The 25,984-nt window shown below is 65.9% G+C and carries 17 protein-coding genes; 9 read left to right on the top strand and 8 right to left on the bottom strand.

Annotated features, from left to right (window positions below; genetic code table 11):
* Positions 1-184 precede the first annotated feature (184 nt).
* Positions 185-1,618: a sensor histidine kinase gene (locus tag L0962_RS09615; protein ID WP_234086198.1), complete on the top strand. Its 1,434-nt coding sequence runs from the start codon at positions 185-187 to the stop codon at positions 1,616-1,618.
* Here the strand turns inward: L0962_RS09615 and L0962_RS09610 are convergent.
* The 5 genes from L0962_RS09610 to creB form a co-directional block, all read right to left on the bottom strand.
* A complete protein-coding gene (locus L0962_RS09610; RefSeq protein ID WP_234086197.1) occupies positions 1,584-2,873 on the bottom strand; it encodes a glycoside hydrolase family 3 N-terminal domain-containing protein in 1,290 nt (429 codons plus the stop codon). The two genes, L0962_RS09615 and L0962_RS09610, sit on opposite strands and share 35 nt — an antisense overlap.
* Positions 2,873-4,189 (bottom strand): cell envelope integrity protein CreD, encoded by a 1,317-nt coding sequence (gene creD, locus L0962_RS09605; protein ID WP_234086196.1) that lies wholly within the window; start codon positions 4,187-4,189, stop codon positions 2,873-2,875. Before creD ends, L0962_RS09610 begins: the two co-directional genes overlap by 1 nt.
* A 119-nt stretch (positions 4,190-4,308) precedes the next feature.
* Positions 4,309-7,734 carry a response regulator gene (locus tag L0962_RS09600; protein WP_234086195.1) on the bottom strand — a complete coding sequence of 1,142 codons (3,426 nt, stop codon included), beginning with the start codon at positions 7,732-7,734 and terminating at the stop codon, positions 4,309-4,311.
* A gap of 94 nt (positions 7,735-7,828) precedes the next feature.
* Positions 7,829-9,373, bottom strand: a complete 1,545-nt coding sequence (creC, locus tag L0962_RS09595) for a two-component system sensor histidine kinase CreC (protein WP_234086194.1) — start codon at positions 9,371-9,373, stop codon at positions 7,829-7,831.
* Between the two features lie 2 nt (positions 9,374-9,375).
* The gene (gene creB / locus L0962_RS09590) at positions 9,376-10,065 is read right to left on the bottom strand and encodes a two-component system response regulator CreB (RefSeq protein ID WP_234086193.1); all 690 of its coding nucleotides are present in this window, start codon (positions 10,063-10,065) and stop codon (positions 9,376-9,378) included.
* A 144-nt stretch (positions 10,066-10,209) separates the two neighbouring features.
* Here creB and purM point away from each other — a divergent pair, with 144 nt between their 5' ends.
* The 5 genes from purM (at position 10,210) to L0962_RS09565 (ending at position 17,267) form a co-directional block, all read left to right on the top strand.
* Positions 10,210-11,250 carry a phosphoribosylformylglycinamidine cyclo-ligase gene (gene purM, locus L0962_RS09585; protein WP_234086192.1) on the top strand — a complete coding sequence of 347 codons (1,041 nt, stop codon included), beginning with the start codon at positions 10,210-10,212 and terminating at the stop codon, positions 11,248-11,250.
* Entirely contained in the window at positions 11,222-11,842 is a 621-nt protein-coding gene (locus tag L0962_RS09580; RefSeq protein ID WP_234086191.1) for a septal ring lytic transglycosylase RlpA family protein, read from the top strand. Before purM ends, L0962_RS09580 begins: the two co-directional genes overlap by 29 nt.
* 68 nt (positions 11,843-11,910) lie before the next feature.
* Positions 11,911-13,017, top strand: coding sequence for an efflux RND transporter periplasmic adaptor subunit (locus tag L0962_RS09575; protein ID WP_234086190.1), 1,107 nt, complete (start codon positions 11,911-11,913; stop codon positions 13,015-13,017).
* Positions 13,014-16,058 (top strand): efflux RND transporter permease subunit, encoded by a 3,045-nt coding sequence (locus L0962_RS09570; protein ID WP_234086189.1) that lies wholly within the window; start codon positions 13,014-13,016, stop codon positions 16,056-16,058. Before L0962_RS09575 ends, L0962_RS09570 begins: the two co-directional genes overlap by 4 nt.
* 81 nt (positions 16,059-16,139) lie before the next feature.
* Positions 16,140-17,267, top strand: a complete 1,128-nt coding sequence (locus L0962_RS09565; RefSeq protein ID WP_234086188.1) for a PleD family two-component system response regulator — start codon at positions 16,140-16,142, stop codon at positions 17,265-17,267.
* Here L0962_RS09565 and miaA read toward each other — a convergent pair.
* Both miaA and L0962_RS09555 read right to left on the bottom strand, forming a co-directional pair.
* Positions 17,257-18,222, bottom strand: coding sequence for a tRNA (adenosine(37)-N6)-dimethylallyltransferase MiaA (miaA, locus tag L0962_RS09560; protein ID WP_234086187.1), 966 nt, complete (start codon positions 18,220-18,222; stop codon positions 17,257-17,259). The two genes, L0962_RS09565 and miaA, sit on opposite strands and share 11 nt — an antisense overlap.
* A gap of 39 nt (positions 18,223-18,261) precedes the next feature.
* Positions 18,262-20,964 (bottom strand): EAL domain-containing protein, encoded by a 2,703-nt coding sequence (locus L0962_RS09555; RefSeq protein ID WP_234086186.1) that lies wholly within the window; start codon positions 20,962-20,964, stop codon positions 18,262-18,264.
* 100 nt (positions 20,965-21,064) lie between these two features.
* On the opposite strand from L0962_RS09555, the gene L0962_RS09550 reads away from it, so the two are divergent.
* On the top strand, positions 21,065-21,883 hold the full coding sequence (locus L0962_RS09550; RefSeq protein ID WP_234086185.1) for a D-alanyl-D-alanine carboxypeptidase family protein: 819 nt from the start codon (positions 21,065-21,067) through the stop codon (positions 21,881-21,883).
* Positions 21,884-22,718: 835 nt separating this feature from the next.
* Here the strand turns inward: L0962_RS09550 and mutL are convergent.
* Positions 22,719-24,593 carry a DNA mismatch repair endonuclease MutL gene (gene mutL, locus L0962_RS09545; RefSeq protein ID WP_234086184.1) on the bottom strand — a complete coding sequence of 625 codons (1,875 nt, stop codon included), beginning with the start codon at positions 24,591-24,593 and terminating at the stop codon, positions 22,719-22,721.
* A 49-nt stretch (positions 24,594-24,642) separates the two neighbouring features.
* Here mutL and L0962_RS09540 point away from each other — a divergent pair, with 49 nt between their 5' ends.
* On the top strand, positions 24,643-25,287 hold the full coding sequence (locus L0962_RS09540; RefSeq protein ID WP_234086183.1) for a DedA family protein: 645 nt from the start codon (positions 24,643-24,645) through the stop codon (positions 25,285-25,287).
* The gene (locus L0962_RS09535; RefSeq protein ID WP_234086182.1) at positions 25,287-25,982 is read left to right on the top strand and encodes a hypothetical protein; all 696 of its coding nucleotides are present in this window, start codon (positions 25,287-25,289) and stop codon (positions 25,980-25,982) included. The genes L0962_RS09540 and L0962_RS09535 overlap by 1 nt, the downstream gene beginning before the upstream one ends.
* Positions 25,983-25,984 lie beyond the last annotated feature (2 nt).

The raw sequence follows: 25,984 nt of genomic DNA, 5'->3' as shown, positions 1-25,984 counted from the left end.
TCTAGCAGAGGCGGCTGTTGTCGCTGCGTTTTGCCGGGGCTTCGCCAGTTGCCTCCGGGATGTCTTCTCCGCCCCCGTTTTGCTGTCGGAACGGCTTGCCGGAGGGCCTGCGACACGTGCTATGCTGGATCGCAGAGAGGGTGGCCGGGCGCGCGCCAGCCATCAATCGTTGCCGAGGTGTCTCATGGATGACCGGATACGCAACCTGATCGAACGCTCCTTCCCGGCGGCAGCGGAGCGTCCGCCCGCCGTCGAGGCCTGTCTGACGCAGTTGGCCCGCGGAGAGACATTGGCGGGCGAAACCCTGACTGCGCTGCTGGCGCTGGCGCTCGAACGCCACCAGTCCTGCGTCGCCGACCGTGTCCGGCAGGCGGCTGAACGGCTCGAAGCGGAGGCGCAGACGGAGAACCTGCTGCAACTGCTGGGCACCATCCTGGAATCGTCCGACGAAGGCATTTTGGCGCTCGATGTCGACGACCGCATCATTCGTTTCAATTCGCAGCTGGTCAGCTTGTTCCGGATTCCCGACGAGGTCATCGCCTTTTGGCGGCACGAGGAGGTGATGGCCGCAGTGCTGGCGCAATTGTCCGAACCGCAGGCGTTCAGCGACAGTCTCGCGCGCTTGTGCGGGCAAGCCGACGCCAATTGGCGCGAAACGCTCGAATGCCTCGACGGTCGTGTCATCGAGTGGCGTTCGCAGCCGCAGCCGGCCGTCTGGGCCGGGGTCAAACGAGTGGTCAGCTTTCTTGATGTGACCGAACGCTTCCGCTCGGAAACCCATCGCCGCCTGCTCGAGCGCAAGCTCGACGAAACCCAGGGGCGCCTGCTGCAGGCGGAAAAGCTGGCGGCGATCTTCCAGCTGTCGGCCGGGCTGGCGCACGAGATCAGTAATCCGATTGGTTTCGTCCAGTCCAACCTGGAGGCGCTCCGGCGCTACGTCGGCAGCATGCTGGACCTGCTCGACCGCTACCGACGAGGCGAATCCGGCATGTCCCCCGAGTCGCCGCTGTTGGCGGAGATTGCCGCAGCCAAGCAGGCGATGGATTTCGATTTCCTGCGGCAGGATACGCTCGATCTGCTCGACGAATCGCTCAAGGGAACGGGCCGCCTGGCGACCATGGTCGCCAGCCTGCGCGTGCTGGCGCATGCCCAGGGCAGCGGCAGCCGCCGGGCGGCGCTGCAGGAGATGCTCGACGCGGCGTGGGCGCGAATCGCGCCGCTTGCCGGCGAACGGATCCGCTTTCTGCCGGTTTATGCCGGCGTCCCTGAACTCGAGTGCCGGCCGTCGGAACTGGCCGAGGTGTTCAAGAACCTGCTGACCAACGCCGTCGAGGCGATCGACGGTGTCGGCAGCGTCGGCATTCGCACTGGCGTCGGTGGCGACGAGGCCTGGGTCGATATCGTCGATACCGGTCGCGGCATCGCCCCGGAAAACCTGTCGCGCATCTTCGATCCCTTCTTCACCACCAAGCCGCCCGGTGCCGGCATGGGGTTGGGCCTGTCGGTCGCCTACGCGATCGTCTCGATCCACGGCGGGACGATCGGCGCCTTCAGCCAGCCGGGCCAGGGCAGCCGTTTCCGCGTCACGTTGCCGCTGCGCCAGCCGGCGGCCGGTTGAGCGCCTGCAGCCGGCGGTCGCCCGCGGTCAGCCGGGCCGGGTCAATGCGGCCCCGTTCCAGCGCTTGCGCCGCCGCGAAAATCGCCCGGTAGACCTGGCGCGGATCGTAGCTGACGAGCACCAGGTCGACGCCGGCATTGAGCGCTTCGCTGGCGACCTTGCCGATGCCCTGGCTGTATACCGCGCCCATGTTCAGGTCGTCGGTGACCAGCACGCCGTCGTAGGCCCAGTCATTGCGCAGCAGCCGGACGATGGCCGGCGAGTGCGAGGCGGCACGGTAGGGGTCGAGCGCGTCCAGCGTCACGTGGCCGAGCATCAGTGCGCTGCCGGCGTGGCCGGCCAGGGTGCGGAAGGGCAGCCAGTCGGCGGCCAGTTCGGCCGGCGTTTCGCTCAAGCGGGCCGGGTGCAGGTGCGTGTCACGGTCAACCCGCCCCAGACCGGGAAAATGCTTCAGCGTGCCGCGCACGCCGCTGGCGGCGAGGCCGTCGAGATAGCCGGCGGCGACTTCGGCGACGCCTTCCGGATCGCTGCCGATGGCACGCGCCGGGATGTCGCTGAACATGTCGCCGGCTGGTTGGTTAGCCGGGCGCAGGTCGACCACCGGGCCGAAATTGAGCGTCACGCCGAGCCCGGCCAGCGCGCCGCCCTGGCGTGCGCCGTAGGCCTGCGCGGCGATGCCGGGGTCGGGCTGGTCGGCGACGCCGGCCAGTGGCGGCAGGCGTTCGAGCAGCGGCGACAGGTGATTGACCGGGCCACCTTCCTGGTCGGCGGCGACGATCAGCGGTGGCAAACCGGCCCGGGCGCGCACCGCCTGCAGGCCGGCGATCTCGGTGCGCACCTCGGCCAGGCTGCGCCCGCGCACGTTGCGCCGGCCGACGTAGATGCCGCCGATCAGCCCCTTGGCCGCCAGCTCGCGGACTTCGTCGACAGCGGTGTAGCCGACGACGAAATGCCGGCCGACCGCGCGCATTGCCGGCCCGGCGGCGAGCACCGCCTCGCGCTGCAAGCGGTAGTCGAGCGCCTGCCAGCCGAGCAGCAGCCCGACGCCGAGCAGCAGCACCCGGGCGAGGCCCGGCAGCCGCCGCCAGCCGAGCAGCCCGAGTAGCGGCAGGCCCCAGAGCAGCACGCTTTCGCCGTGGCGCAGGCTGAACAGCAGCGGATGCTGGTAATGCCAGGCCGAGGGCAGCAGCGCCAGCGGCCAGAGGCTCGCCGCCAGCGTCGCCGCGCCGCGGCCGAACGCGGTGCCGGCCGGCATCAGGCGTCCTCCGCCTTGCGGCCGAGGCCGTACCAGTCGAGTCGGCGGGTCGCCAGCATGGTCGCGCCGAGCGCCGCGAAGAGCAGCAGGCTGCCCATCAGCAGCGCGTTGTCTTCCGAACGCAGCACGCCGAAGAGCACGCCGTAAAGCCCGCTCAGCCCGGCGCCGAAGGCTGCGCCCTGACGCCAGCCGCCGAGTGCGCCGGCCAGGTACCAGCCGATCAGCACGATGCAGGCCGCCGCCGACAGGCCGTAGGCGGTGGCGAAGGGCATGTGCTCGGAGAAGGCGATCAGCAGCAGGAAGAAGATCGCCAGCGCCAGCCCGACCAGCAGGTATTGCAGCGGATGGATAGGCGCCCGGCGCAGGATTTCGGTGAGGAAGAAGCCGGCGAAGGTCAGCACGATGAACAGCACGCCGTACTTCACCGCGCGCTCCGATTGCAGATAGACGTTGACCGGGTTGATGAAGTCGATCGCCAGCGCCTCGCCACTGTTCGGGTTGAGCGCGTTGTCGAAGTTGCGGGCGAGGTGGGAGACTTCCCAGCGGGCGTTGAAACCGTCGGCACCGACGCTGCGCTCGCGCGGCAGGAAGCGGCCGCCGAAGTTCGGATGCGGCCAGGCCGACTTCAGCGCGATGCGGTTGCTCTCGCCAACCGGCGCGATGGCCAGGCGTGTGGTACCGGTCAGGTGCAGCGGAAAGGCCAGCGAGAAATCGTAGGGCTTGCCCGCCTCGATGCGCCCGAGTGTCACGGTCAACGGCTGCAAGGGCATGATTTCCGGATCGACCTTGCCGCTGGCGAAACGGTGGCGCTGGCCGTTGATCGTCACCTCCGGATCGCTGGCCACGCCGCGCGGATCGGACAGGCCGACGACCAGCGTCGCCTGCAGGTCGAGCAGCTCGGCATCGCCGCCCGGTGGTGGCGCGTTGAAGCGGAAACGGCCAGCGACCTGGCTGTCGAGGTGGAACAGCCGCGCCTGGTAAATGCCGCGCTGGCGCGTCTCGACCTTGACGTCGCCCTCGATGCTCAGCGACTCCGGCGCCACCAGCCGCCGATGCTCGACCACCCGCGTGCTCTCGGTGACCTTGCCGGTATCCGGCGCCACCCGCGTCTCGCGCAGGCGCTCGCGGTAACGCAGCACGACAATCGGCCCGATCAGCGTCTGTGCCCCGGCCGAACTCTCGGCAATGTTCTGCTGCACCTCATGCTGCCGCTGGCTGCGCTCGCGAATCTGCCCCTCGATCAGCGCCAGCGGTATCAGCAGAAGGATCGACATCGTGACGATGGCGACGATCTTGTAAAGCAGTTTCCTGTCCATGATTGACTCCCTGGTTGAATGACGGGAGCGAGTCTGGACGGGGTGGGTGAGTTGGTGATGAGGTTATGTGAAGCGGAGGTGAAATGACGGATTGATGTCGTTTGCCATCTAAATCCGCTTCAAGGGTTCAACAGCCGGTCGACAATCTGTTGCGAATGCTCAAGTTGTTGGCTCAATTCGTTGGTGGCGTGCTCGTCGGGGTGGGGTTGCCGTAATGCATCGTCGAGTTCCTGCGCAATCCGGTACTGGGTTTTGAGACCAAGGTAAGCGGCGCTGCTTTTGATGCTGTGCACCAGTCGTTCGGCGGTGGCGAAATCCTTGGCGCTCAGGCTGGCCTGAATTTCCACGATGGCTTGCGGCGTCGTCTCACCGTGCAGATGCAGCAGTTCAAGCACTTTTTGCTTGTGGCTGGAAAAGGTTTGCAGGGGGCGTTCGATATCGATGTCGGGCGATGTCGCCAGGCGCGAGAATATCTCCTCGATCCCGCTGGGCGTTGCAGCAGGCGCTTGGGGTAGGGGAGGCAGCGCATTGCCGCCGGTGGGGAGCCATTTCAGCAATACTGCGTAAAGCTCGCTGGGTTCGACCGGTTTTGTGATGAAGTCGTTCATGCCGGCAGCCAGACAGGCTGCTTTGTCGTCCTCGAACGCGTTGGCGGTCATTGCCAGGATAGGTTTCGTCTGCCACGAATCGAGCCTGCGGATGGCGCGACTGGCGGCGATGCCATCCATCTCCGGCATCTGCATGTCCATCAGGATCAGGTCGTAGTGGTTTTTCGTGGCTTTTTCGAGCGCGATACGGCCATTTTCAGCCACATCGACAATCAGATTGACGCCGTGCAGCAGTTGCAAAGCGACTTCGACGTTGATTTCGTTGTCTTCGGCAAGCAGTATCCGGTTGCCGCCGTGACGCATGCGCAGGTCGTGTTCTGCCGGCTGGATTGCTGGCTGGGAGGTTGGCATGATCCCATGTCCCCGCTGTAGCCAGGCAGTGAACCAGAACGTGCTGCCGATGCCTGGGCGGCTATTGCAGCCGGCTTCTCCGCCCATCATTTCGGCGAGTCGCCTGGAAATGGCGAGGCCAAGGCCGGTTCCGCCATATTTGCGGGTCGTGCTGGCGTCCGCTTGCTCGAAGTCGTGGAACAGACGAGCCTGGATTTCCGGCGGGATGCCGATGCCGGTGTCGTGTACCGAAAACCTGACTTTTAGGCGACCGGCTTGTTCTTCTTCCAGTTCGGAGCACAGGGAAATGCTGCCTGTCTGCGTGAATTTCACGGCATTGCCGGCAAAGTTCAGCATCGCCTGTCGTATGCGCAGCATGTCTCCCCGGAGCCAGACGGGAACGTGATCGGTATCGATTGAAATGCTCAATCCCTTGGCATGTGCGGATTCCCCGATAATCGACGCGACATGATCCAGTAGCTGCTCAAGGGCGAAATCCCCTTCTTCCAAACTGAACTTGCCGGCTTCGATCTTGGACAGGTCAAGTATGTCGTTGATGATCGACAAGAGATGTTTGCCGGAAGCGTCGATCTTGGCCAGGCGGTCCGCTTGCTCAGGGCGGGGGGCGTCCTGAATGAGCAGGTGCGTGAGGCCGCTGATGGCATTCATGGGCGTGCGGATTTCGTGGCTCATGTTGGCCAGAAAGGCGGATTTTGCCTGGCTGGCGACCTCGGCCTTGCGTCGCGCAATTTCCAGTTCGCCGGTTTTTTGTGCGACGAGTTCCTGCAGGTGTTCGCGATGTCGCAGCAGTTCTTCGGCTTGCAGTTTGCGGTCGGTGATGTCTTCAGCGATGCCGAGAATTCCGTAAACCTTGCTATCACTATCGAAAAGCGGAACTTTCGTGGTGCTCAAAAAACGGGCTTCACCATTATCCTGCCAAGCCTCCTCGAAATTTTCGATGTTGCCCTCGGCCATGATGCGGCGATCGTCTGCGGTGTATTTTCCGGCCAGGTGCCCGGGGTAAAAATCAAGGTCGGTACATCCGGCGATTTCTTCCGGGCGACGTCCGACGGTGCGGGCAAAGGCCACATTGCAGGTGACGTAAATACAGGCTGCGTCCTTGTGCCAGACGAACTGAGGCAGGTTGTCGAGCAGGCTGCGATAAAGATGCGCACTTTCGCGCTGAGCCTGTTCTGCCTGCATGCGTTCGGTGATGTCCTGGAGTGTTCCGAGAATGCGTCCCGATTTTCCAGCGATGTTGCCGTCAGGGTGACTCCGGCTGTGCACCCAGCGTACTTCGCCATCGTTTTGGCGAACGATACGGTATTCCAGATCGATCATCTCGCTGCCATCTCCGGTGCTGGGAGAGAGGGCTGCTTCTACTTGTGCCCGGTCCTCGGGGGATATCCGAGCCAGCCATCCGGCGAGGTTGCGAGGGTAGTCCGCGTCGATGCCGAGGATGCGCGCCAGTTCGCGTGAGCCGTGCCAATGGTCGTTTTCATGATCGATTTCAAAGCTGCCCAGTTCGGCTACCCGCTGGGCCTCGTCGAGATTTGCCAGGGTCTTGCGCAGGCCGAGGTTGTGTCGATCCAGACGGCGTGCCCCCCAGAGCAGCAGGATATTCATGCCGAGGGTGAACAGTCCGAGCAACAGGGCGGTCTGCTGCCACGAAGTGGCGAAATCGGCAGTGGCTCGTCCCACGGTCATCCAGAACGGCGATTGACTGAATTTTGCGTACGCATAGACCCGTTCGATGCCGTCGATCGGCGCCACGGTCATGTAGACGTATTGCTTCTCCAGAGGTGCTGCTTCGATCAGCTGACGAATCGTCTTGGAAACGTTCCGGTTGCCCGTGTCCTGCTCGCCGCCGGGTAGCGCAGGATGGCGGACGACCTGGGCTAGGTCAAGGGTGCGCAAATTAATGACGCCACTTGCCCCGAGGTCGATTTGTGAAAATGATCGACCAATGGTCCCAGCCGGCAGGATGGCGAAGACTACGCCTTGAAAGTTGCCGTTGGCATCGGTCATGCGCCTCGCCAGCACCAGGGCCCATTCCTGATTGATCCGGGTTTGCAGCGGCCCTTCGAAGAGCAGTCGGTCTTCCCCGGCCTGGGCCCGAACGAAGTAGTTGCGCTGGGATAAATCGATCTGTTGTGAAACCTCGCCGTTCTGAAAGCCGGTATTGAAGACGACAATGCCCTGCGGGTCGGTTGTGCCGACGCGAGCGACCAAGGGATAGTAAGGGAGTTCGTGGAGTATTTCCTGGCCAAGCTTTTCGACTTCCGCCGGCCCTTTGCGCGCCGCGCTACGGTAGCGTTCGCTGACCGAAACGAGCAAGGCATCGGCCTGGGTGAACGAGCCTTCAACCTGATTGGCCAGTATCCGCGCGGTATTGAGCACCGAAATTTCGGCCAGTTCCCGACTTTCCTGCTGCTGTTTCCAGACGATGAAGGCGGATAGCGCAAAAATGGCCAATGAAGCGAGCCAGGCCATCGCGCGGAAAGGCAGCCGGGGTTGCCGCAGCAGGATTGTGGCATCGTCTTGCAGCGGCTTGTCTCTGTCCGTTGCCGGGAGCGGCGCGGGGTGCTTTGTGTCGTTATCGTTCATGGCGATCCAGTTGGGGGGCCTGACGGTTCGCCGCTTGCCGGATATCTGTGTCGCGTACCGGGGTAGCGTCGGCCGATATGCCTATGGTTTTTCTTTACTTTAGTCTCTTTCCAGGGAAAGGCATAGCTGTTCCATCGATTCGGCAGGGGAGGCTCAAACTGGCTAATGCGCCGCCATCCGGGTGATTCGAAAAGCTTGCTTCACCGTTGTGCAGACGAGCGACTTCGCGGACCAGGGCAAGTCCCAGGCCGGTACTTTTTTTGCCGGTCAGCGGACGGGGGAGCGAATAGAAACGATCGAACAGGTGGGACAGCGCGTAGTCGGGAGCGCCGTCACCATGGTCGCGGATGGAGAGTTCAATCCGGGGTTCGCTGGGGAGCCGCAAGGAAGGTGTTGTTGGGGCGTCGGCAGCCTTGTGCTGGTCTGGTCGAATTTGGGCAGTAGCGGCAAGTTTCAGTGTGACGTCGATGAATCCGCCAGGTGGCGAGAACTCGATGGCGTTGTCGAGCAGGTTGAGCACCGCCTGACGCAGCAGGAAGGCGTCGCCGTTGAGGCTGACGCCCGGTTCGGCGTCGATGACGCAGTGCAGGTTGCGGGCGGCGAGCGCCAGCTGGCGGTCGGCGACGGCGGTTTTCAGCAATTCGGCGAGGTCGACCGTCAGATTGGCACCGGGTGCCTGCAACTGTTCGACGCGGGCGAGTTGCAGCATGCGGTCGATGATGTCGCGCAGGCGCCCGGCCTGTTCGCCGATGCTGGCGGCGAAGCGGCGGCGGTCTTCGGCCGGGAGTTCGTCTTCGAGGATTTCGGCGGCGCCGATGACGGCCGTCAGCGGGCTTTTCATCTCGTGCGCCAGGTTCTGCACGTAGCGTTCGACGTATTGCTTGCCTTCGAGCTTTTCGCGCATCGTCGCCAGCGCCTGCGCCAGTTCGGAGAGTTGCCGGCCGCCGCCGCTCGGCGGTTCGGCCTTCTGCCCTTCGCTGACGGCGCGGGCGTAGTCGCGCAGGCGGTGGATCGACCAGCTCAGCCAGGCGGTGAACACCAGGCCGATCACCGCCGTCGCCAGCAGCAGCGTCAGGCCGGAGGCGCGCACGCGGTCGGTGGCGCGCTCGACGAAGGGGGCGATTGAGGTCATCGGCTTGGCCAGCGAGACGACGCCGATCAACTGGCCGTCGCGGCGCACTGGGGCGGCGACGTGCATGACGGAGGTGCTCGGGTCGTTCGGGTCGATCCGGCTCTGGCGGGCGCCGTATTCGCCGCGCAGCACGCGGGCGACGTCGTTCCATTTCGAGAAATCCTTACCCTGCGCCTGCCCGGCCGAGTCGTAGACGACGATGCCGCGCGCGTCGGTGAGGGTGATGCGCAGGTCGACGCTGTCCTTGCGGATGCCGTAGATTTCAGCGCCCGGATGGCGCTGCAGTGCGGCAGTGACGGCCTTGGCGAAGGCGCCGCTGTCGATGCGCCCGGCGGCGAGTTCGCCGGCCGCCAGTTCGGCGAGCAGGTTGGCGCTGTCGACCAGGCTTTCCTCGGTGGCCTGGCGGATGCTCGGTTCGCTTTCCTTGACGAAGGTGTACAGCACGAACCAGGCGGCCAGGCCGACCACCAGGAAATAGCCGAAAAAGAGGCGGACCGAGATGTTCACGCTCAGGCCGCCAGGCTGTAGCCGAGGCCGCGATGGGTGAGGATGACCTCGTCGTCGCGCACCGCGCGCAGCTTGCCGCGCAGCGTCTTGATGTGGGTGTCGACGGTGCGTTCCAGGCTTTCGCCGTCGTCCTGCCAGACCGCCGCCATGATCTGTGGGCGGCTAAGGATGCGCCCCGGGCGTTCGAGCAGCAGCGCCAGCAGCAGATATTCGTAGCGCGTCAGCGCCAGCCAGTGGCCGTGGTAGGCGATGCGCAGGCCGTCGCGGTCGACGGCGAATTTGGCGGATTTTTGCGGTCGACCGTGCGCTTCGGCCGATTCCTGCCGTTCCGGGCGCAGCCGGCGCAGGATGGCGCGGATGCGCGAGACGACCTCGCGCGGGCTGAACGGCTTGGCGACATAGTCGTCGCCGCCCAGTTCGAGGCCGACGATGCGGTCCACTTCGTCCGAACGGGCGGTCAGGAACAGCACCGGGATGTCCGAATCGCGGCGCAGCCGGCGGCAGACGTCGAAGCCGCTGATGTCGGGCAGGCCGATGTCGAGCACGACGAGATCGAAGGCGCTGCCGTCGGCCAGCCGTTCCAGTGCCGCGCCGCCCAGCGCGCAATGCTCGCTGGAAAAGCCTTCGGCCCGCAGCGCGTAGGCCAGCGTGTCGGCGATGGCCGGTTCGTCGTCGACGATCAGGATGTGCATGATGGCGGCAATGATAAGCCAAGCCGGAAATCCGGCGGCAGGCCGCGTCGACCGCAGGATTCGCGGCCGCTGTCGTTCGGACTTAGGCGCTTGGCCGGTTTCGGGTAAAATGCCGGGCTTTTCAGTCAGTTGGCGTTGCCTACCATGAGCCAGAACACTTCCCTTTCCTACCGTGATGCCGGTGTCGATATCGACGCGGGCGATGCCCTCGTCGACCGCATCAAGCCGCTCGCCAAGAAGACCCTGCGCGACGGCGTGCTCGGCGGCATCGGCGGCTTCGGCGCGCTGTTCGAGGTGCCCAAGCGGTACAAGGAGCCGGTGCTGGTCTCCGGCACCGACGGCGTCGGCACCAAGCTGAAGCTGGCTTTCCAACTGAACCGCCACGACACCGTCGGCCAGGATCTGGTCGCCATGAGCGTCAACGACATCCTCGTGCAAGGCGCCGAATCGCTGTTCTTCCTCGACTACTTCGCCTGCGGCAAGCTGCACGTGGACACCGCCGCGGCGGTCGTCGGCGGCATCGCCAAGGGCTGTGAACTGGCCGGCTGTGCGCTGATCGGCGGCGAAACCGCCGAGATGCCGGGCATGTACCCGGACGGCGAATACGACCTGGCCGGCTTCGCCGTCGGCGTCGCCGAAAAGTCGTTGCTGATCGACGGCAAATCGATTGGCGAAGGCGACGTGGTGCTCGGCCTGGCGTCCTCCGGCGCCCACTCCAACGGCTACTCGCTGGTGCGCAAGATCATCGAGCGCTCCAACCCGGACATGAACGCCCCGTTCGACGGTGATCGTTCCCTGGCCGACGTCGTCATGGCGCCGACCCGCATCTACGTCAAGCAGGTGCTCGCCACGATGCAGAAGGTGACGATCAAGGGCATGGCCCACATCACCGGCGGCGGCCTGCTGGAAAACGTGCCGCGCGTGCTGCCGGAAAACACCGTCGCCGAACTGCAGAAGGCCGCCTGGCCGCGTCCCAAGCTGTTTGACTGGATGCAGCAGGAAGGCAAGGTCGCCGAGAACGAAATGCACCGCACCTTCAACTGCGGCATCGGCATGGTGGTGATCGTCTCGGCCGCCGAGGCGGACGCGGCGGAAGCCGAACTCAAGGCGCAGGGCGAAGCGGTCTATCGCATCGGCCGCATCCGGGCGCGTCAGGGTGACGAAGCGCAGACCGTCGTGGTCTGACATCCGCCGGTTGGCTGCCCTGCTGGTGGGCAGCCTCTGGCTGGCCGGCGCGCAGGCGACACCGGCCGTCCTCGATCCGCTGCTGCATCGCGAATCGACCGATTCGGCGCTGATCCAGCCGGACCTGAAGCGCGGCCAGGCCAGCTTCTACAGCGCACGTTTTCACGGCCGCAAGACGGCCAGCGGCGAACGTTTCGACCGCCGGCAATTCACCGCCGCTTCCAATCATTTCCCGCTCGGTAGTTGGGTGGCCATCCGCCGTCCGGACAATGGCCGCTGCGCGGTCGTGCGGATCAACGACCGGATGCACGCCCGGCACACGACGCGCATCGTCGATCTGGCGCATGGCGTCGCCGCCCACCTGAACATGCTGCGCGATGGCGTGGCCAGCGTCGAGATGGTGTCGATGTGGGCCGGCTGGGAGCGTGAAGGCGTCAAGGCTTGCCAGGCGGCGTTTGCCCGGCCGGCAAAAATCGCGGCCGGGGACGGTGGACCGCAGGAAGACGCGTTGCCGCTGCTGACCGACGAAGCGCTTCCGTCGTCGCCGGCACTACCGGAAAACGTCGCGCCGGCAGCCGGCATCCGGCCCTGAGCGGTCGCCGGGTCCGTTACAATCGCCAATCCCGCCGGGCGCAGCCGGCGTATCCGGAAGTTTCCCCGATGAAAGCGAAGTCCCGTCGTCCCGTTCTCGTGATTGCCGTTGTCGGCCTGCTCGGCCTGGCGGCCTATGCCTGGTCGCTCAATCGCGCCAGTGCGCCGGTGCCGGTTGCGGCCAAGCCGGCCGGCGACAGCCAGCCGACGGCGGTGGAAACCGCCCGTGTGACCGGGGTCGATTTCGCCGACGAGGCCACGGCGGTCGGTACGCTGAAATCGAACGAATCGGTGGTGCTCAAGCCGGAAGCCAGCGGGCGCATCGCCGGCATCGGTTTTCGCGACGGCGCGCTGGTCGACCGCGGCGCCCTGCTGATCACCCTCGATGCGGCGATTCCCGACGCCGAACTGGCGCAGGCCAAGGCCAATCTGGCATTGGCGCGGACCACGCATGAGCGCAACCAGGAGTTGCTGGGCAAGAAATTCATCAGTCCGCAGGCGCTCGATGCGTCGGCGGCAGCCTTGAAGGTGCAGGAGGCGGCGGTCCAGCTGGCCGAGGCGAAGGCCGCGCGGATGCGCATCCGCGCGCCGTTCCGCGGCATCGTCGGGCTGCGCGAGGTAAGCGTCGGCGATTACGTCAAGGAAGGCGAAACGCTGGTCAATATCGAGGACATCTCCAGCCTGCGTGTCGATTTTCGGCTGGCCGAAGCCTGGCTGGACCGCCTGGCCCGCGGCCAGGCCATCGAACTGAGCAGCGACGCGCTGCCCGGCAAGCGTTTTTCGGCAAGGCTCGAAGCGGTCGATCCGCAGATCGATCCGGAAGGTCGGTCGATTTCCGTGCGCGCCCGGCTGGACAACCGCGACGGCAGCCTGCGGCCGGGCATGTTCGTGCGCGTCCGGCTGAGCTTCGGCGAGCGCAAGGGCGTACCGATGGTGCCCGAAGCGGCGGTGATGCCCGGCGCCCGGCCGGCGGTGTACAAGGTGGTGGACGGCAAGGCGGAACGGGTTGCCGTGCGTCTCGGCGCCCGGCGCGACGCTCAGGTCGAGATCAGCGAGGGCCTGGCGATCGGCGATCAGGTGGTGACTGCCGGCCAGTTGCGTTTGAAGCCGGGGGCGCCGGTCAACGTTGCCGCTGCCGCAGAAAGCAAGCCGGCGGAAGGCAAGGCCGCGGAATGAAGATTTCCGAAGTCTGCATCGAACGCCCGGTCTTCGCGACCGTGCTGTCGCTGATCGTCATGCTGCTCGGGCTGGTTTCCTACGACCGCCTTGCGGTGCGTGAATACCCGAAGATCGACGAGCCGATCGTCACGGTGACGACCACGTATCGCGGCGCCTCGGCCGACATCATCGAATCGCAGGTGACCAAGCCGATGGAGGATTCGCTGGCCGGTATCGAGGGCGTCGAGGTGCTGACCTCGATCTCGCGCGCCGAGCGCAGCCAGATTTCGGTGCGCTTCAAGCTCGAACGCGAACCTGACTCGGCCGCCGCCGATGTGCGCGACCGCGTGTCGCGGGTGCGCAACCGGTTGCCGGACGAAGTCGACGAGCCGGTCATCGCCAAGGTCGAGGCCGACGCCAACCCGGTGGTCTGGGTCGCTTTCTCGTCGGACAGGCATTCGGCGCTGGAAGTCACCGACGTCGCCAACCGCATCGTCAAACCCAAGCTGCAGACGCTGCCGGGGGCGGCCGATGTGCGGGTGTTCGGCGAGCGCAAGTTCGCCATGCGCATCTGGCTGGACAAGCAGCGCCTGGCGGCCTACCGGTTGACGCCGGCCGATGTCGAGGACGCCTTGCGCCGGCAGAACGTCGAAGTGCCGGCCGGCCGTATCGAAAGCCGCGAACGCGAATTCTCGGTGGTGGCGACCACCGACCTGCGCACGCCGGAAGAATTCGGCGCCGTCGTCGTGCGTCGGGTCGACGGCTATCCGGTGCGTATTGCCGACCTCGCACACGTCGAGATCGGCGCCGTCGAGGAGCGGACGTCGGTGCGCTTCCGCGGCCAGCCGGCGGTGTCGCTCGGCGTCATCAAGCAGGCGACGGCCAATCCGCTTGAACTGTCGAAGGCGCTGCGCGCCGAACTGCCGAGGATCGGCGAGCAGTTACCGGACGGCATGCAGGCGACGATTTCCTACGATACCTCGGTGTTCATCGACCGCTCGATCAGCTCGGTGTTCTCGACCATCGGCGAAGCTATCGTGCTGGTGCTGGCGATCATCTTCTTCTTCCTGCGCAACGTGCGGGCGACGCTGATCCCGCTGGTCACCATCCCGGTGTCGTTGATCGGCTCGTTCACGTTGATGTTCGTGCTCGGGTTTTCGATCAATACGCTGACCTTGCTGGCGCTGGTGCTGGCGATCGGCCTGGTGGTCGACGACGCCATCGTCGTGCTGGAAAACATCTACCGCCACATCGAGGAAGGCATGCCGCGGCGCGAGGCGGCGTTCAAGGGGGCGAAGGAAATCGGCTTTGCCGTGGTGGCAATGACGCTGACGCTGGCCGCGGTTTACGCGCCGGTCGCCTTCATGACCGGGCGCACCGGCAAATTGTTCATCGAATTCGCGTTGACCCTGGCCGGCGCCGTGCTGGTCTCCGGCTTCGTCGCGCTGACGCTGTCGCCGATGATGTGCTCTATCCTGCTCCGGCACGAGGACAAGCACGGACCGCTGTTCGTCGCCATCGAGCGCTTCCTGGACGGTCTGAACGCCGCCTACCGGCGGGCGCTGACAGCCGTGCTCGGGCAGCGCTGGGTGGTGCTGATCGGTTTCGTCGCGGTTGCCGCTGCCTGCGGTCTACTGCTGAAAACCCTGAAATCCGAACTGGCGCCGATCGAGGATCGCGGCATCATCCTCGGCTCGTTCAGCGGGCCGGACGGCGCCACGCTGGAATACACCGAGAAGTACGCCCGGCGGATGGAGGAGATCATCGAAGGCACGGCCGATGTCGAGCGTTACTTCGTCGTTTCCGGCAACCCGACGGTGACCCAGGGCACCTCGTTCATCGGCCTGACCGACTGGAAGGCGCGGCAGCGCAGTTCGCTGGCCATCGCCAACGAGCTGCGTCCGCAGTTCTCGGCGATCCCGGGCGTGCTGGCCTTTCCGATCACGCCGCCGTCGCTCGGCCAGAGCCCGCGCGACCGGCCGGTCAACTTCGTGATTGCGACTTCGGCATCCTACGAGGAACTGCAGCAGGTGACGCAAGCCTTCCTCGCCGAGCTGGCCAAGAATCCCGGCCTGAGCAACCTCGATACCGATCTCAAGCTGAACAAGCCGGAGCTGTCGGTGGTCGTCCGCCGCGACAAGGCGGTCGACGTCGGCACGCCGATCGAAACCATCGGCCGGACGCTGGAAAGCGCGCTGGGCGGTCGTCAGGTTACCCGCTTCAAGCGCGACGGTGAACAGTACGACGTGATCGTCCAGATCGCCGACACCGACCGGCGCAATCCGGAAGACATCCGCGACATCTACGTGCGCGGGCGCAACGACACCATGATCTCGCTCGACAACCTGCTCGACGTCAAGGAAACGGTGTCGCCGCGCGAACTGAACCACTTCGGCCAGCGCCGCGCGGTGACGATCACCGCCAACCTGGCGCCGGGCTACACGCTGGGCGAGGCGCTCACGGCCATGGACGGCGTGGCCGAGCGCGTGCTCAAGGCCGGCTATTCGGTGGATTACAACGGGCAGTCGCGCGAGTTCCGGCAGTCCTCGTCGTCGCTGGCAGTCACTTTCCTGCTCGCGCTGGCCTTCATCTATCTGGTGCTGGCCGCCCAGTTCGAGAGTTTCCGCGATCCGTTCATCATCATGCTCACCGTGCCGCTGTCGATGGCCGGCGCGCTGCTCGCACTGTGGGCGACCGACGGCACGCTCAACGTCTACAGCCAGATCGGCCTGGTCACGCTGGTCGGCCTGATCACCAAGCACGGCATCCTGATCGTCGAATTCGCCAACCAGTTGCAGGAGCAGGGGCGCGACGTGCAGGCCGCGGTCGTCGAGGCGGCCGAACTGCGTCTGCGGCCGATCCTGATGACCACCGGCGCGATGGTGCTCGGCGCCATTCCGCTGGCGCTGGCCAGCGGCGCCGGCGCCGAGTCGCGGCAGCAGATCGGCTGGGTGATCGTCGGCGGCCTGCTGCTCGGCACGCTGCTGACCTTGTTCGTGGTTCCTGCGGTCTACACGCTGCTGGCGCGAAAAAAGGCCGCCGAGCCCGCGCCCGCCTGAGTCCCGGTGCGGCAAGTCTTTGCTTTTGCCGCCCGGGGTGAAAAAATGCGGTCTGAGGCAACATCCCGGCGAGAACACCCCATGGACCAGAAACTTCGTGTGTACATCGTCGACGACGATGCGATCCTGCTTGAATTGCTCGGTGCCGCGCTGGAAGACGAATTCGACCGCGAATTCTTCACCTCGGGCGAAGCCTGTCTGGCGCGCATCGCCGAACGGGCGCCGGATATCGTGATCCTCGATCTCGGCCTGCCCGGCATCGGCGGGCTCGAAGTCTGCAAGCGGCTGCAGGATGACTGGGAAACCAGCGACATCCCCATCCTCTTCGTTTCCGCCGACGACGACATCGAAACCCGCCTGCTCTGCTACGAGGCCGGCGGCGAGGATTTCATCGTCAAGCCCTTCATGCCGGCCGAACTGCTGCGCAAGGTGCGCGTCGCCGCACGCGTGTTGGGCGAGCAGCGGGCGTTGCGCGAACAGGCCGGCTTTGCCCAGCAGACGGCGATGTCGGCGATGGTCAGCATGGGCGAACTGGGCGTCGTGCTGCAGTTTCTCGGCAAATCCTTCGCCTGTGCCAGCCGCGACGAACTGGCGGCGGCGATGCTCGAAGCGATGGGGCAATGGGGCCTGAATGCGGCGGTCCAGCTGCGCAGCGGCGCCCGCGCGGTTTCGATCAGCCACAACGGCCACGAATTGCCGCTCGAAGTCTCGGTGCTCAACCATGTGCGCAATTCGGGGCGCATCTTCCAGTTCCGCTCGCGCTGCGTGTTCAACTACGGCCACGTCACGCTGCTGGTCAACAACATGCCGCTGGACGACGGCGACCGCTGCGGACGCATTCGCGACAACGCGGCGCTGCTGGCCGAAGGGGCCGATGCGCGGATGAAGGCGATCGAGGCGGAAGTCCTGGCGGCCGAGCGGCGGGCCGGTATCGAGGCGGCGCTGCCGCGCGTCCGTCAGACGCTGGAGGCCGTGCAGGCCAACTACCGGCGGAATTCGCTGGAAATGACCCAGGCGATGATCGAGTTCCACGAGGCGCTTGGTCGTTCCTTCCTGGCGCTTGGCTTGACCGAGTCGCAGGAGGAATCGATGAGCGCGCTGGCCAGCGAGAACATGCAGCGGCTGGTGGCCAGCCAGGATGCCAGCCTGGAAACCATCGGCCGGCTCGAAGAACTGGCGCGCAGCCTGGAAAGCCTGCTCAGGCGTTGAGGAAGGCGGCGACGCGCTCGGCGACGCGGCCGGCCAGGTCGGGCGCCAGGCAGTCGACGGCTTCGGCCGAGAAGCTGTTGCCGAGCCAGGTGATCTGGCGTTTGGCCAGCTGGCGCGTGGCAAAGACGCCGCGGTCGCGCATTTCCTGTCGGCCGTAGCTGCCTTCCTGCGCTTCCCAGACCTGCCGGTAGCCGACGCAACGCATCGACGGCAGGCCCAGGTGCAGCGCGTACTTGGCGCGCAGCCGGCTCACCTCGTCCTCCAGGCCGTCGCGCAGCATGTCGTCGAAACGGTTTTCGATGCGCCGGTGCAGCACGCTGCGCTCGGACGGCAGCAGCGCCAGCTGCAGGAAAGCGTAGGGCGGTTTCTGCGCTTCGCGTTCGGCCTGCGCTTCGGCCAGCAATTCGGACATCGGCCGGCCGCTGCTCAGGCAGATTTCCAGCGCCCGCTGGATGCGCTGGCTGTCGGTCGGATGCAGGCGTGCTGCGGTCGACGGGTCGAGCCCGGCCAATCTGGCGTGCAGCGCCGGCCAGCCGTGCACGGCGGCCTGCGCATCGAGTTCGGCGCGAATCTCCGCGTTGGCCTGCGGCAGATCGGCCAGTCCCTGCAGCAAGGTGCGGAAATACAGCATGGTGCCGCCGACCAGCAGCGGCACGCGCCCGGCGGCGGTGATCTCGGCCATCGCCGCCAGCGCGTCGCTGCGGAAGCGAGCCGTGGAATAACTTTGCTCGGGCGTGATCAGGTCGATCAGCCGGTGCGGGTAGCGCGCCAGCGTTGCCGCATCCGGTTTGGCGGTGCCGACGTCCATGTCGACGAAGACCTGCGCCGAATCGACGCTGATCAGCTCGACCGGAAAGCGGTCGGCCAGATGCATCGCGGCAGCGGTCTTGCCCGACGCGGTCGGGCCCATCAGCAGGATGGCGGGCGGCAGGGCGGAAGCAGGCGGGAGCGACATGGCGGCGAATGCTAGCACGGGCGGCCGCCGGTGCGCGCCTCAGTGCCCGACGAACAGGTTTTCCGGATGGCGCAGCAGGGTCTCGGCCTGTCCGGGGGCAACCGGGTGGCCGAAATGGTAACCCTGCATCAGATGACAGCCGGCCTGGCGCAGGAATTCCATTTGCGGCGATTGCTCGACGCCCTCGGCAATGACTTCCTTCTGCAGGCTGACGGCAATTGCGACAATGGCGCGGACGATGGCCGTGTCGTCCGGATCGTCCGGCAATTCGCGGACGAAGGACTGATCGATCTTGATCCGGTCGAAGGGCAGTCGCTTCAGATAGCTCAGGCTGGAATAGCCGGTGCCGAAATCGTCGACCGACAGTTTGATGCCGAGCGCCTTGAGCTGGCCGAGGATGCCGATGATCCTCTCGGTATCGCGGATGAATGCGGTTTCGGTGATTTCCAGTTCGAGCCAGTGGGCATCCAGGCCGGTTTCGGCGAGGATCGCGGCAACCTGCTCGACCAGTTCCGGCTGACGCAACTGGACGGCCGACAGGTTGACGGCGATTGCGACCGGCGGCAAGCCGGCGTCCTGCCAGGCCCGGTTCTGTCGGCAGGCCTCGCGCAGCACCCATTCGCCGATCGGATTGATCAGCTTGCTTTCCTCGGCGATTGGAATAAAGCGACCGGGCGGAATGTCGCCCAGCGTCGGGTGGCGCCAGCGGGCAAGCGCCTCGAAACCGGTCAGGCGGCGTTGGCCGATGTCGATCTGCGGCTGATAGTGCAGGTGGATTTCTCCGTTCTGCAGTGCCCGGCGCAGATTGTTTTCGAGTGCCACGCGTTCCGAGATGCGGGCATTCATCTCCTGAGTGAAGAAGCGGTAGGTATTGCCGCCCGTCGCCTTCGCCTGATACATCGCGGTGTCGGCGCTCTTCAGCAGGCCGCCGAGATTGTCCCCGTCCTGCGGGTAGGTGCTGATGCCGATGCTGACGCCGACGCGCAGTTCGTGCCCATCGACATCGAAGGGACGGCTCAGCGTATCGATCAGGCGCTGGGCGATGCCGGCCAGGCGGGCAGGCGTGCCGTAGTCGCGCAGGAGCACGACGAATTCGTCGCCGCCCTGGCGGCTGATCACGTCGCGCCAGTCGAGGCGGGTGCGCAGGCGATGGGCAGCCTGCAACAGCAGGCGGTCGCCGATCTCGTGGCCGAGGGTGTCGTTGATGTTCTTGAAATGGTCGAGGTCGAGGAAAAACAGCGCCATTTCGGGGGGGCGTCCGCCCGCGCCGGAGAGCGCATCCTGGACATGTGCAGCGAGCTGGCCGCGATTGGGCAAGCCGGTTAACTGGTCGTGTTCGGCCAGATGGCGGATGCGCTCGCGATCTTCGTGCAACTGGGTAATGTCGCGTGCCACCCCGGCGACCCCGACCAGCTGCCCTGCATCGTCGACGACCGGCGTGGCGATGTAGTCGAAGTAGCGGGTGCTGCCGTCGGCCAGGCTCTGGCTGCCCTTGCGCCGGATCTGCTGTTGCTCGTCGAGCGCCGCGAGGTCCAGCGCGCCCAGCGTGCGGGCCGCCGCCGATGGCCAGATTTCGGCCACCTGCCGGTCGAGAATGGCCGAGGCCGGGAGGCCGGCCAGCGCGGCGTAGGCGTCGTTGACCGCGATCAGCCGGTGCTGGCGGTCGCTTAGCCAGGCCGGATCGGGCAGGCTGTCGAGCAGGGCGCGGGTGCGTTGCAGGGTTGCGGCGTGCGCCCGGGTCATGTCGCTGGCGATTTCCCGGGCCCGGTCGTAGGTGCGCAGCCAGATGCGTACCCAGCCGGCGAGTACGCCGCCAAGCAGCACGATGCTCAACAGGCCGCCGAGCAACTGACGTTGCCAGTTGCTCAGATAGTCTGCTTCGGCGTGGCCGACCAGCAGGTAAAGCGGTTGGTTGCCGACCCGGCGGACGACGTAGAGCCGTTCGATGCCGTCGATTGCCGACGGGCGGGTGTAGGAGACCTGGCGTTCGCCGCTGTCGATCAGTTGGCGCAGGTTTTCGCTCTCCAGCACCTTGCCAAGTCGCTCCGGCGCCGCCGGATAGCGGGCGATCAGCCGACGCTGGTCATCAATCAGCGTGACGCTTTGGGCGGGGCCGAGATTGAGTCGGGCAAACACTTGCTGAAAATAATCGGCCCGCGCCGCGGCCTGCACGAGGCCGGCGAACCGACCGCCGGGGCCGTCGATCCGGCGGCTGAGGGTGATCACCCAGTTGTGCGTGATGCGGGCGAACAGGGGTGCCGAAATGACCAGGCCGGCGTGCGGGTCATCCCGGTTGCGCAGGAAATAGTCGCGGTCGTCGATGCGTGCGGTGGCCAGGCGGCCGCTGGCGTCGTGGATGAAACGGCCGCTGGCATCCGCCACCCGCAGGCTTTGCGACTCTGCTTCGATCAGCGCCAGATAGCGGGCCAGCGCCGCATCGATTGCCGGTCGGTCATGATGTTCGCCGTGAAAGGCTTCATTCAGCCGGAGCTGGGTTGCCAGCAACACCGTGTCGATCTTGTCGACCGTGCCATGTACCCGGCCTTCGAGGACGCGTGCAAGGTTTTCCAGATTGCGGGCGGCAAATTCGGTTTCCCGGTCGTGTGCGATCTTCAGCCAGAATCCCAGCAGCACCGCATAGCAGAGCAGCGCGAGCAGGCCGATGGCCAGCAGCCCGTTGCGACGCCACAGCGTGTGGACGGCGGCGGTCGTTGGCGACAGGCTGGGTGGGGAATCCTTCATGACGGCTCCGGACGGCGAGGGCCGATTATCGGTGTTGTCCGAAGCCTTTGTCGACTCATCCGTTTCGCGCGAGTCCCTTCTGCTGCCTATAATGACAGGTATGTCGCCCCCCTTTTTTCCGCCCTCTTCGAACCGGCGTCGCCTGCTGCTCGGCGGCCTGCTGGCGCCCGCGGCCAGCCTGCCGGCACTGGCCGAAATCCGTGCCCTGCCGGGGTTGACCGCAAAACACGCCTATGTCGGCGGGTTCGACGATACCTTGCTGGCCGTCGATGCCGACCGGCCGGTGCAGATCGCCTCGATCACCAAGCTGATCACCGCCTGGGTGGTGCTCAGCGCCGGGCTGGACCTGCAGGAGACGCTGCGCGTCACCGACGAGGATGTGCGCCTGTCGCTGAATACCCATTCCAGCCTGCCGGTCGGCTCGCGCTGGCGGCGCGAGGAACTGCTCGAATGGCTGGTGGTGACGTCCGACAACCGGGCGGCGGCGACGCTGGCGCGCACCTTTCCCGGCGGCTGGCCGGAATTCCAGTACCAGATGCGCGCGCTGATGACGCGCATGCAACTGTTCAGCTTCGACTTCGGCGACTCGTCCGGCCTGTCGTCGGTCAACAAAGCCAGCGCCCGCGACCTCGGCGTGCTGCTGGTGACCCTCGCGCAACTGCCGTATTTCCGCAACCTGTCGCGCAAGACGGCGGTCGGCGGCAAGCTCAACGTCAATCGCTTCGCGCACGACCAGTCGGTGGCGCTGCTCGCCGGCAAGACCGGTTTCACCTCTGCCGCCGGTTTCTGCCTGGCCGAAGCCGAGCGTTTCGGCAACCGGACGGTGGCGATGGTGGTGCTCAACTCGGCCGGGCGCGAGGAACGGGCGCAGGACATGAACCGGTTGCGGCGGTTTGCGCAGCAGCAGTTGGCGGGCTGAGAGTCGTTGGCTGTTTTGGGGGGGCGGGTTTTCTGAAAGGCTGGTTTCCGCCGTTGACCGGCGGGCGTACTTTCTTCTTGTTTCGCCAAGAAGAAAGTAGCCAAAGAAGAAGGCGACCCTGGCTCGGCGCCGGGCGTTGCCCGGTTCCCTGCGCGACTCGGGCGGTCGGGTGGCTGGCTAAACTCGCCGCTGCGCGGCTCGGACAACGCCAGCCGACGGCCCCCGACCGCCCTGCGTTGCTCGGCGCCTCTCAAGGGGCCCGAAACCGATGGTGTGCTGCGGTCGACGGACAAAATTGGCGAAAAAGCAGGTCGACCGCACAAGAAGCGCAAAAAAACGAATCTTGCGGTCGACGGCACAAAAACCATTTTTTCCGCCAAGGTTTCCGCCGTGACGTTTTCCCGGTTCCCTGTGTTTCGCGCCGAGCAACGCAGAAGGGCCGGGGGATTTCGGCTGGCGTTGTTTGAGGCCCGCAGGGCCGAGTTTAGCCAGCCGCCCGGTCCTTCGAGTCGCGCAGGGGAGTCGGCGGCACGCCGACCGCGAAAGTCAGGGTCGCCTTCTTTTGGCTACTTTTCTTGGCGAAGCAAGAAAAGTACGCCCGCCGGTCAACGGCGGAAAACAGCCTTTCAGAAAATCCCACCCCGCGCGTCAGGCGCGGAACCCGGCATTTCCGTAACAACGACGCTCACCGGTCAACGGCAGAAAACAGCCTTTCAGAAACCCCGCTCCGCGCATCAGGCGCAGCGGACAGACTTCTCCGAAGCGATAAACATCCCTCAACCCGGCAACCGGCATTTCCCCCGTTTCCTGCGGTCGACCGCAGAAATCCGCCGTTTTACTGCCCGCGCAGGAAGAGCTTGTCCAGCTGATCCATCGACAGTTCGGTCCACGTCGGCCGGCCGTGGTTGCACTGGCCGGCGCGTTCGGTGTCTTCCATCTGGCGCAGCAGCGCGTTCATTTCCGGGATCGCCAGTTGCCGGCGGGCGCGTACCGCGCCGTGGCAGGCCATGGTGGCGAGGAGTTCGTTGCGGCGGGCGGCGAGCAGGTGGCTGATGCCGTGTTCGCGCAGGTCGGCGATCAGCGCGCGGGCCAGCGCCACCGGGTCGCCGGCCTGCAGCAGTGCCGGCACGGCGCGTACGCCGAGTTGACCAGGGCCGAGCGGGGCGAGGCTGAAGCCGAGGCCGGCCAGCGCTTCGCCGTGTTCCTCGACGGCGGCGATGTCGAGCGCGTCGGCCGAGAAGACGGCGGGGATCAGCAGGTTCTGCGTCGCCACGCCGGCACCGTCGTAGGCTGCCTTGAGCTTTTCGTAGAGGATGCGTTCGTGCGCGGCGTGCATGTCGACGACGATCAGGCCGCGCGCGTTCTGCGCCAGGATGTAGATGCCGTGCAGTTGCGCCAGCGCGTAGCCGAGCGGCGGGCCGTCGCCGCTGGCGGCGGGCATTTCCGCGCCGTTGTTGCGGTCGACCGCTGCCGGCGGCGGATTTTGCAGCGCGTTGCCGGGGGCGAATTGCGGCATCCGTTCGCCGGCGATGGCCGGCTGGCGTTCGATGTTCTGCGCGGCGCGGGCGAAGGCGAGGTAGGCGGCGGCTGCCGGTTCGGCGACGCCGAGGCTGGCCTGGCGGGTCGGGTAGGCGGGCGGCGCGGAATGTTGCCCATTATTGCGGTCGACCGCGGCAGCGGGCGGATTTTCCGGCGTGCCGGCGTCGGCCAGCGAGGCGCGTTCGATCGGCGCGGCGAGCGTGCGCTGGATGGCGTGGAAGACGAACTGGTGCACGGCGCGCGAATCGCGGAAGCGGACTTCGGTCTTGGCCGGATGCACGTTGACGTCGACCAGCGCCGGATCAATCTCGAGGAACAGGCAGACGGCCGGCTGGCGGCTGCCGTGCAGCACGTCGCGGTAGGCTTCGCGCAGCGCGTGGCTGATCACCTTGTCGCGCACGAAACGGCCGTTGACGAAGACAGTCTGGCCGTCCTTCGTGTCGCCGGCACGGGTCGGATCGATGGCGAAGCCGGCCAGCGAAATCGGCCCGGCGGAGGCGTCGACCGCACGACAGGCGCCGATGAAGTCGTCGCCGAGGATGTCGGCAATGCGCCGGGTGCGATCGGCCGGTGCCAGCTGGAACAGGCTGCGGCCGTTGTGCGCCAGGCTGATCGCCACGTCCGGCCGGGTCAGCGCCAGCCGGCGCACGGCGTCGGCGCAGTGGGCGAACTCGGTGCTTTCCGACTTGAGGAATTTGCGGCGGGCCGGCGTGTTGTAGTACAGGTCGCGCATCTCGACCACGGTACCGGCCATCAGCGCCGCCGGTTCCGGCGCGGCGCCGTTTTCGGCCTTGAGTTTCCAGGCATGGCCGGCGCCGCGTTCGCGGCTGGTAATCGTCAGCCGGGCGACGGCGGCGACCGAGGCCAGCGCTTCGCCGCGAAAGCCGAAGCTGGCGACGCGTTCGAGGTCGTCGAGGCTGGTGATCTTGGAGGTCGCGTGGCGGGTCAGCGCCAGCGCCAGTTCGTCTTTGGCGATGCCGCAGCCGTCGTCGGTGATGCGGATCAGCTTGACGCCGCCTTCCTCGAGATGCACCCGGATCGCCGTGCTGCCGGCGTCGAGGCTGTTTTCCAGCAGTTCCTTGAGGACGGAGGCGGGTCTTTCGACGACCTCGCCGGCGGCGATCTGGCTGATCAGCAGGTCGGGCAGGCGGGCGATTCTGGGCAAAGGCATCGGCATGCCCGGATTATAATGCGGCCTCGTCAAAGGCCCGGCTTCGCTCATGGAACTGCTTACCCAATTCATCGACATCGTGCTGCACCTCGACCAGTATCTTGCCGTGCTGGTCCAGCAATACGGGCTGTGGATCTACGCCATCCTGTTCTTCATCGTGTTCGCCGAGACCGGCTTCGTGGTCTTTCCCTTCCTGCCGGGCGATTCGCTGCTCTTCGTGGCCGGCGCACTGGCGGCGCTGGGCGAGGGCGGCATGGATCTGCCGACGCTGATGGTCGTGCTGATCGTTGCCGCCGTGCTCGGCAATACGGTCAACTACGCGATCGGGCGACATTTCGGGCCGCGCGTCTTCCAGTGGGAGAACTCGCGCTTCTTCAACCAGGCGGCACTGCAGAAGACCCATGCCTTCTACGAAGTGCATGGCGGCAAGACCCTGGTCATCTCGCGCTTCCTGCCGCTGCTGCGCACCTTTGCCCCGTTTGTCGCCGGTATCGGCGCGATGTCGTGGAGCAAGTTTTCGCTGTTCAACCTGATCGGCGCCGTTGCCTGGGTGGTGTCGCTGTGCGCGGCCGGCTACTGGCTGGGCAACCTGCCGTGGGTTAAGCAGAACCTGTCGCTGCTGATCGTCGGCATCATCGTCGTCTCGCTGATTCCGGCGGCGATCGGCCTGCTGCAGCAACGCCGGACGACCTGATGCGCTGGCTGCTCGTCGTCCTCGCGCTGATGCTGGCGGCCTGCTCGACCCGGCTGGGGCGGGACGGCCGCAGCGAAACCACGGTCGACGCCAAATATTTGCTGAAAACCGAGGTCGACCGCATTGCCGACGCCAATCGTCAGGAGGTGGTCGACAGCCTGTTGCTGATCGCCGATAAGCTGTACAAACGCAATCCGCGCGAGTGGAAAAAGGGCGCCGCCAGCCGCGAAGCGGCCGTGGACCGCCTGCGCCAGCGCGTGCGCCATGCCTGGCCGGACCTGCAGGGGCGGCGCGAGCGCCTGGCCGCGGCGCTGGCCTTCGACGAGCAGTTCGCCGGCGACCGTGTCGCGGCCCTGATGTTCGGTCTGCTGACCATGGTCGATGCGGCCTTCGAGTACAAGGACGATTTCTACCTGCTCGACAGCCTGAACGAGAGCAAGCTGTTCAACACCGCGCGCAACCTGGAAATCGCCATCTGGAAGCTGGGCAACGACCGGCAGGCCGACGGCACGCTGTTCCTGTTGTCCAACGAACTCGATCCGAACAACCGCAATCTCTCCTTCGAGCGCGAATTCGGCCGCGACATCGGCCTGCTCGATTTCATGGCGCGCATCGTCGCCGACCGCAACGGACGCACGCTGTCGCGCGTCACGCAGTCGCTGGCGACCGCCGTTTTCCTTCCCGTGGGTTTCTGAAG

The organism is Azonexus sp. R2A61 (assembly GCF_021401135.1).
GTDB lineage: Bacteria > Pseudomonadota > Gammaproteobacteria > Burkholderiales > Rhodocyclaceae > Azonexus.
Note: the sequence above shows the minus strand (reverse complement) of the source record. Positions and strands in the feature narration are given on the sequence as shown.

What these genes read in the sequence shown, in the direction of transcription:
- L0962_RS09555 (WP_234086186.1), bottom strand. Translation starts at nt 20,964, where the DNA reads ATGAAGGATTCCCCACCCAGCCTGTCGCCAACGACCGCCGCCGTCCAC.
- L0962_RS09600 (WP_234086195.1), bottom strand. Translation starts at nt 7,734, where the DNA reads ATGAACGATAACGACACAAAGCACCCCGCGCCGCTCCCGGCAACGGAC.
- creB (WP_234086193.1), bottom strand. Translation starts at nt 10,065, where the DNA reads ATGCACATCCTGATCGTCGACGACGAACCGGCCATCGCCGACACGCTG.
- L0962_RS09565 (WP_234086188.1), top strand. Translation starts at nt 16,140, where the DNA reads ATGGACCAGAAACTTCGTGTGTACATCGTCGACGACGATGCGATCCTG.
- miaA (WP_234086187.1), bottom strand. Translation starts at nt 18,222, where the DNA reads ATGTCGCTCCCGCCTGCTTCCGCCCTGCCGCCCGCCATCCTGCTGATG.
- L0962_RS09550 (WP_234086185.1), top strand. Translation starts at nt 21,065, where the DNA reads ATGTCGCCCCCCTTTTTTCCGCCCTCTTCGAACCGGCGTCGCCTGCTG.
- L0962_RS09540 (WP_234086183.1), top strand. Translation starts at nt 24,643, where the DNA reads ATGGAACTGCTTACCCAATTCATCGACATCGTGCTGCACCTCGACCAG.
- L0962_RS09575 (WP_234086190.1), top strand. Translation starts at nt 11,911, where the DNA reads ATGAAAGCGAAGTCCCGTCGTCCCGTTCTCGTGATTGCCGTTGTCGGC.
- L0962_RS09615 (WP_234086198.1), top strand. Translation starts at nt 185, where the DNA reads ATGGATGACCGGATACGCAACCTGATCGAACGCTCCTTCCCGGCGGCA.
- purM (WP_234086192.1), top strand. Translation starts at nt 10,210, where the DNA reads ATGAGCCAGAACACTTCCCTTTCCTACCGTGATGCCGGTGTCGATATC.
- L0962_RS09570 (WP_234086189.1), top strand. Translation starts at nt 13,014, where the DNA reads ATGAAGATTTCCGAAGTCTGCATCGAACGCCCGGTCTTCGCGACCGTG.
- L0962_RS09535 (WP_234086182.1), top strand. Translation starts at nt 25,287, where the DNA reads ATGCGCTGGCTGCTCGTCGTCCTCGCGCTGATGCTGGCGGCCTGCTCG.
- L0962_RS09610 (WP_234086197.1), bottom strand. Translation starts at nt 2,873, where the DNA reads ATGCCGGCCGGCACCGCGTTCGGCCGCGGCGCGGCGACGCTGGCGGCG.
- mutL (WP_234086184.1), bottom strand. Translation starts at nt 24,593, where the DNA reads ATGCCTTTGCCCAGAATCGCCCGCCTGCCCGACCTGCTGATCAGCCAG.
- creD (WP_234086196.1), bottom strand. Translation starts at nt 4,189, where the DNA reads ATGGACAGGAAACTGCTTTACAAGATCGTCGCCATCGTCACGATGTCG.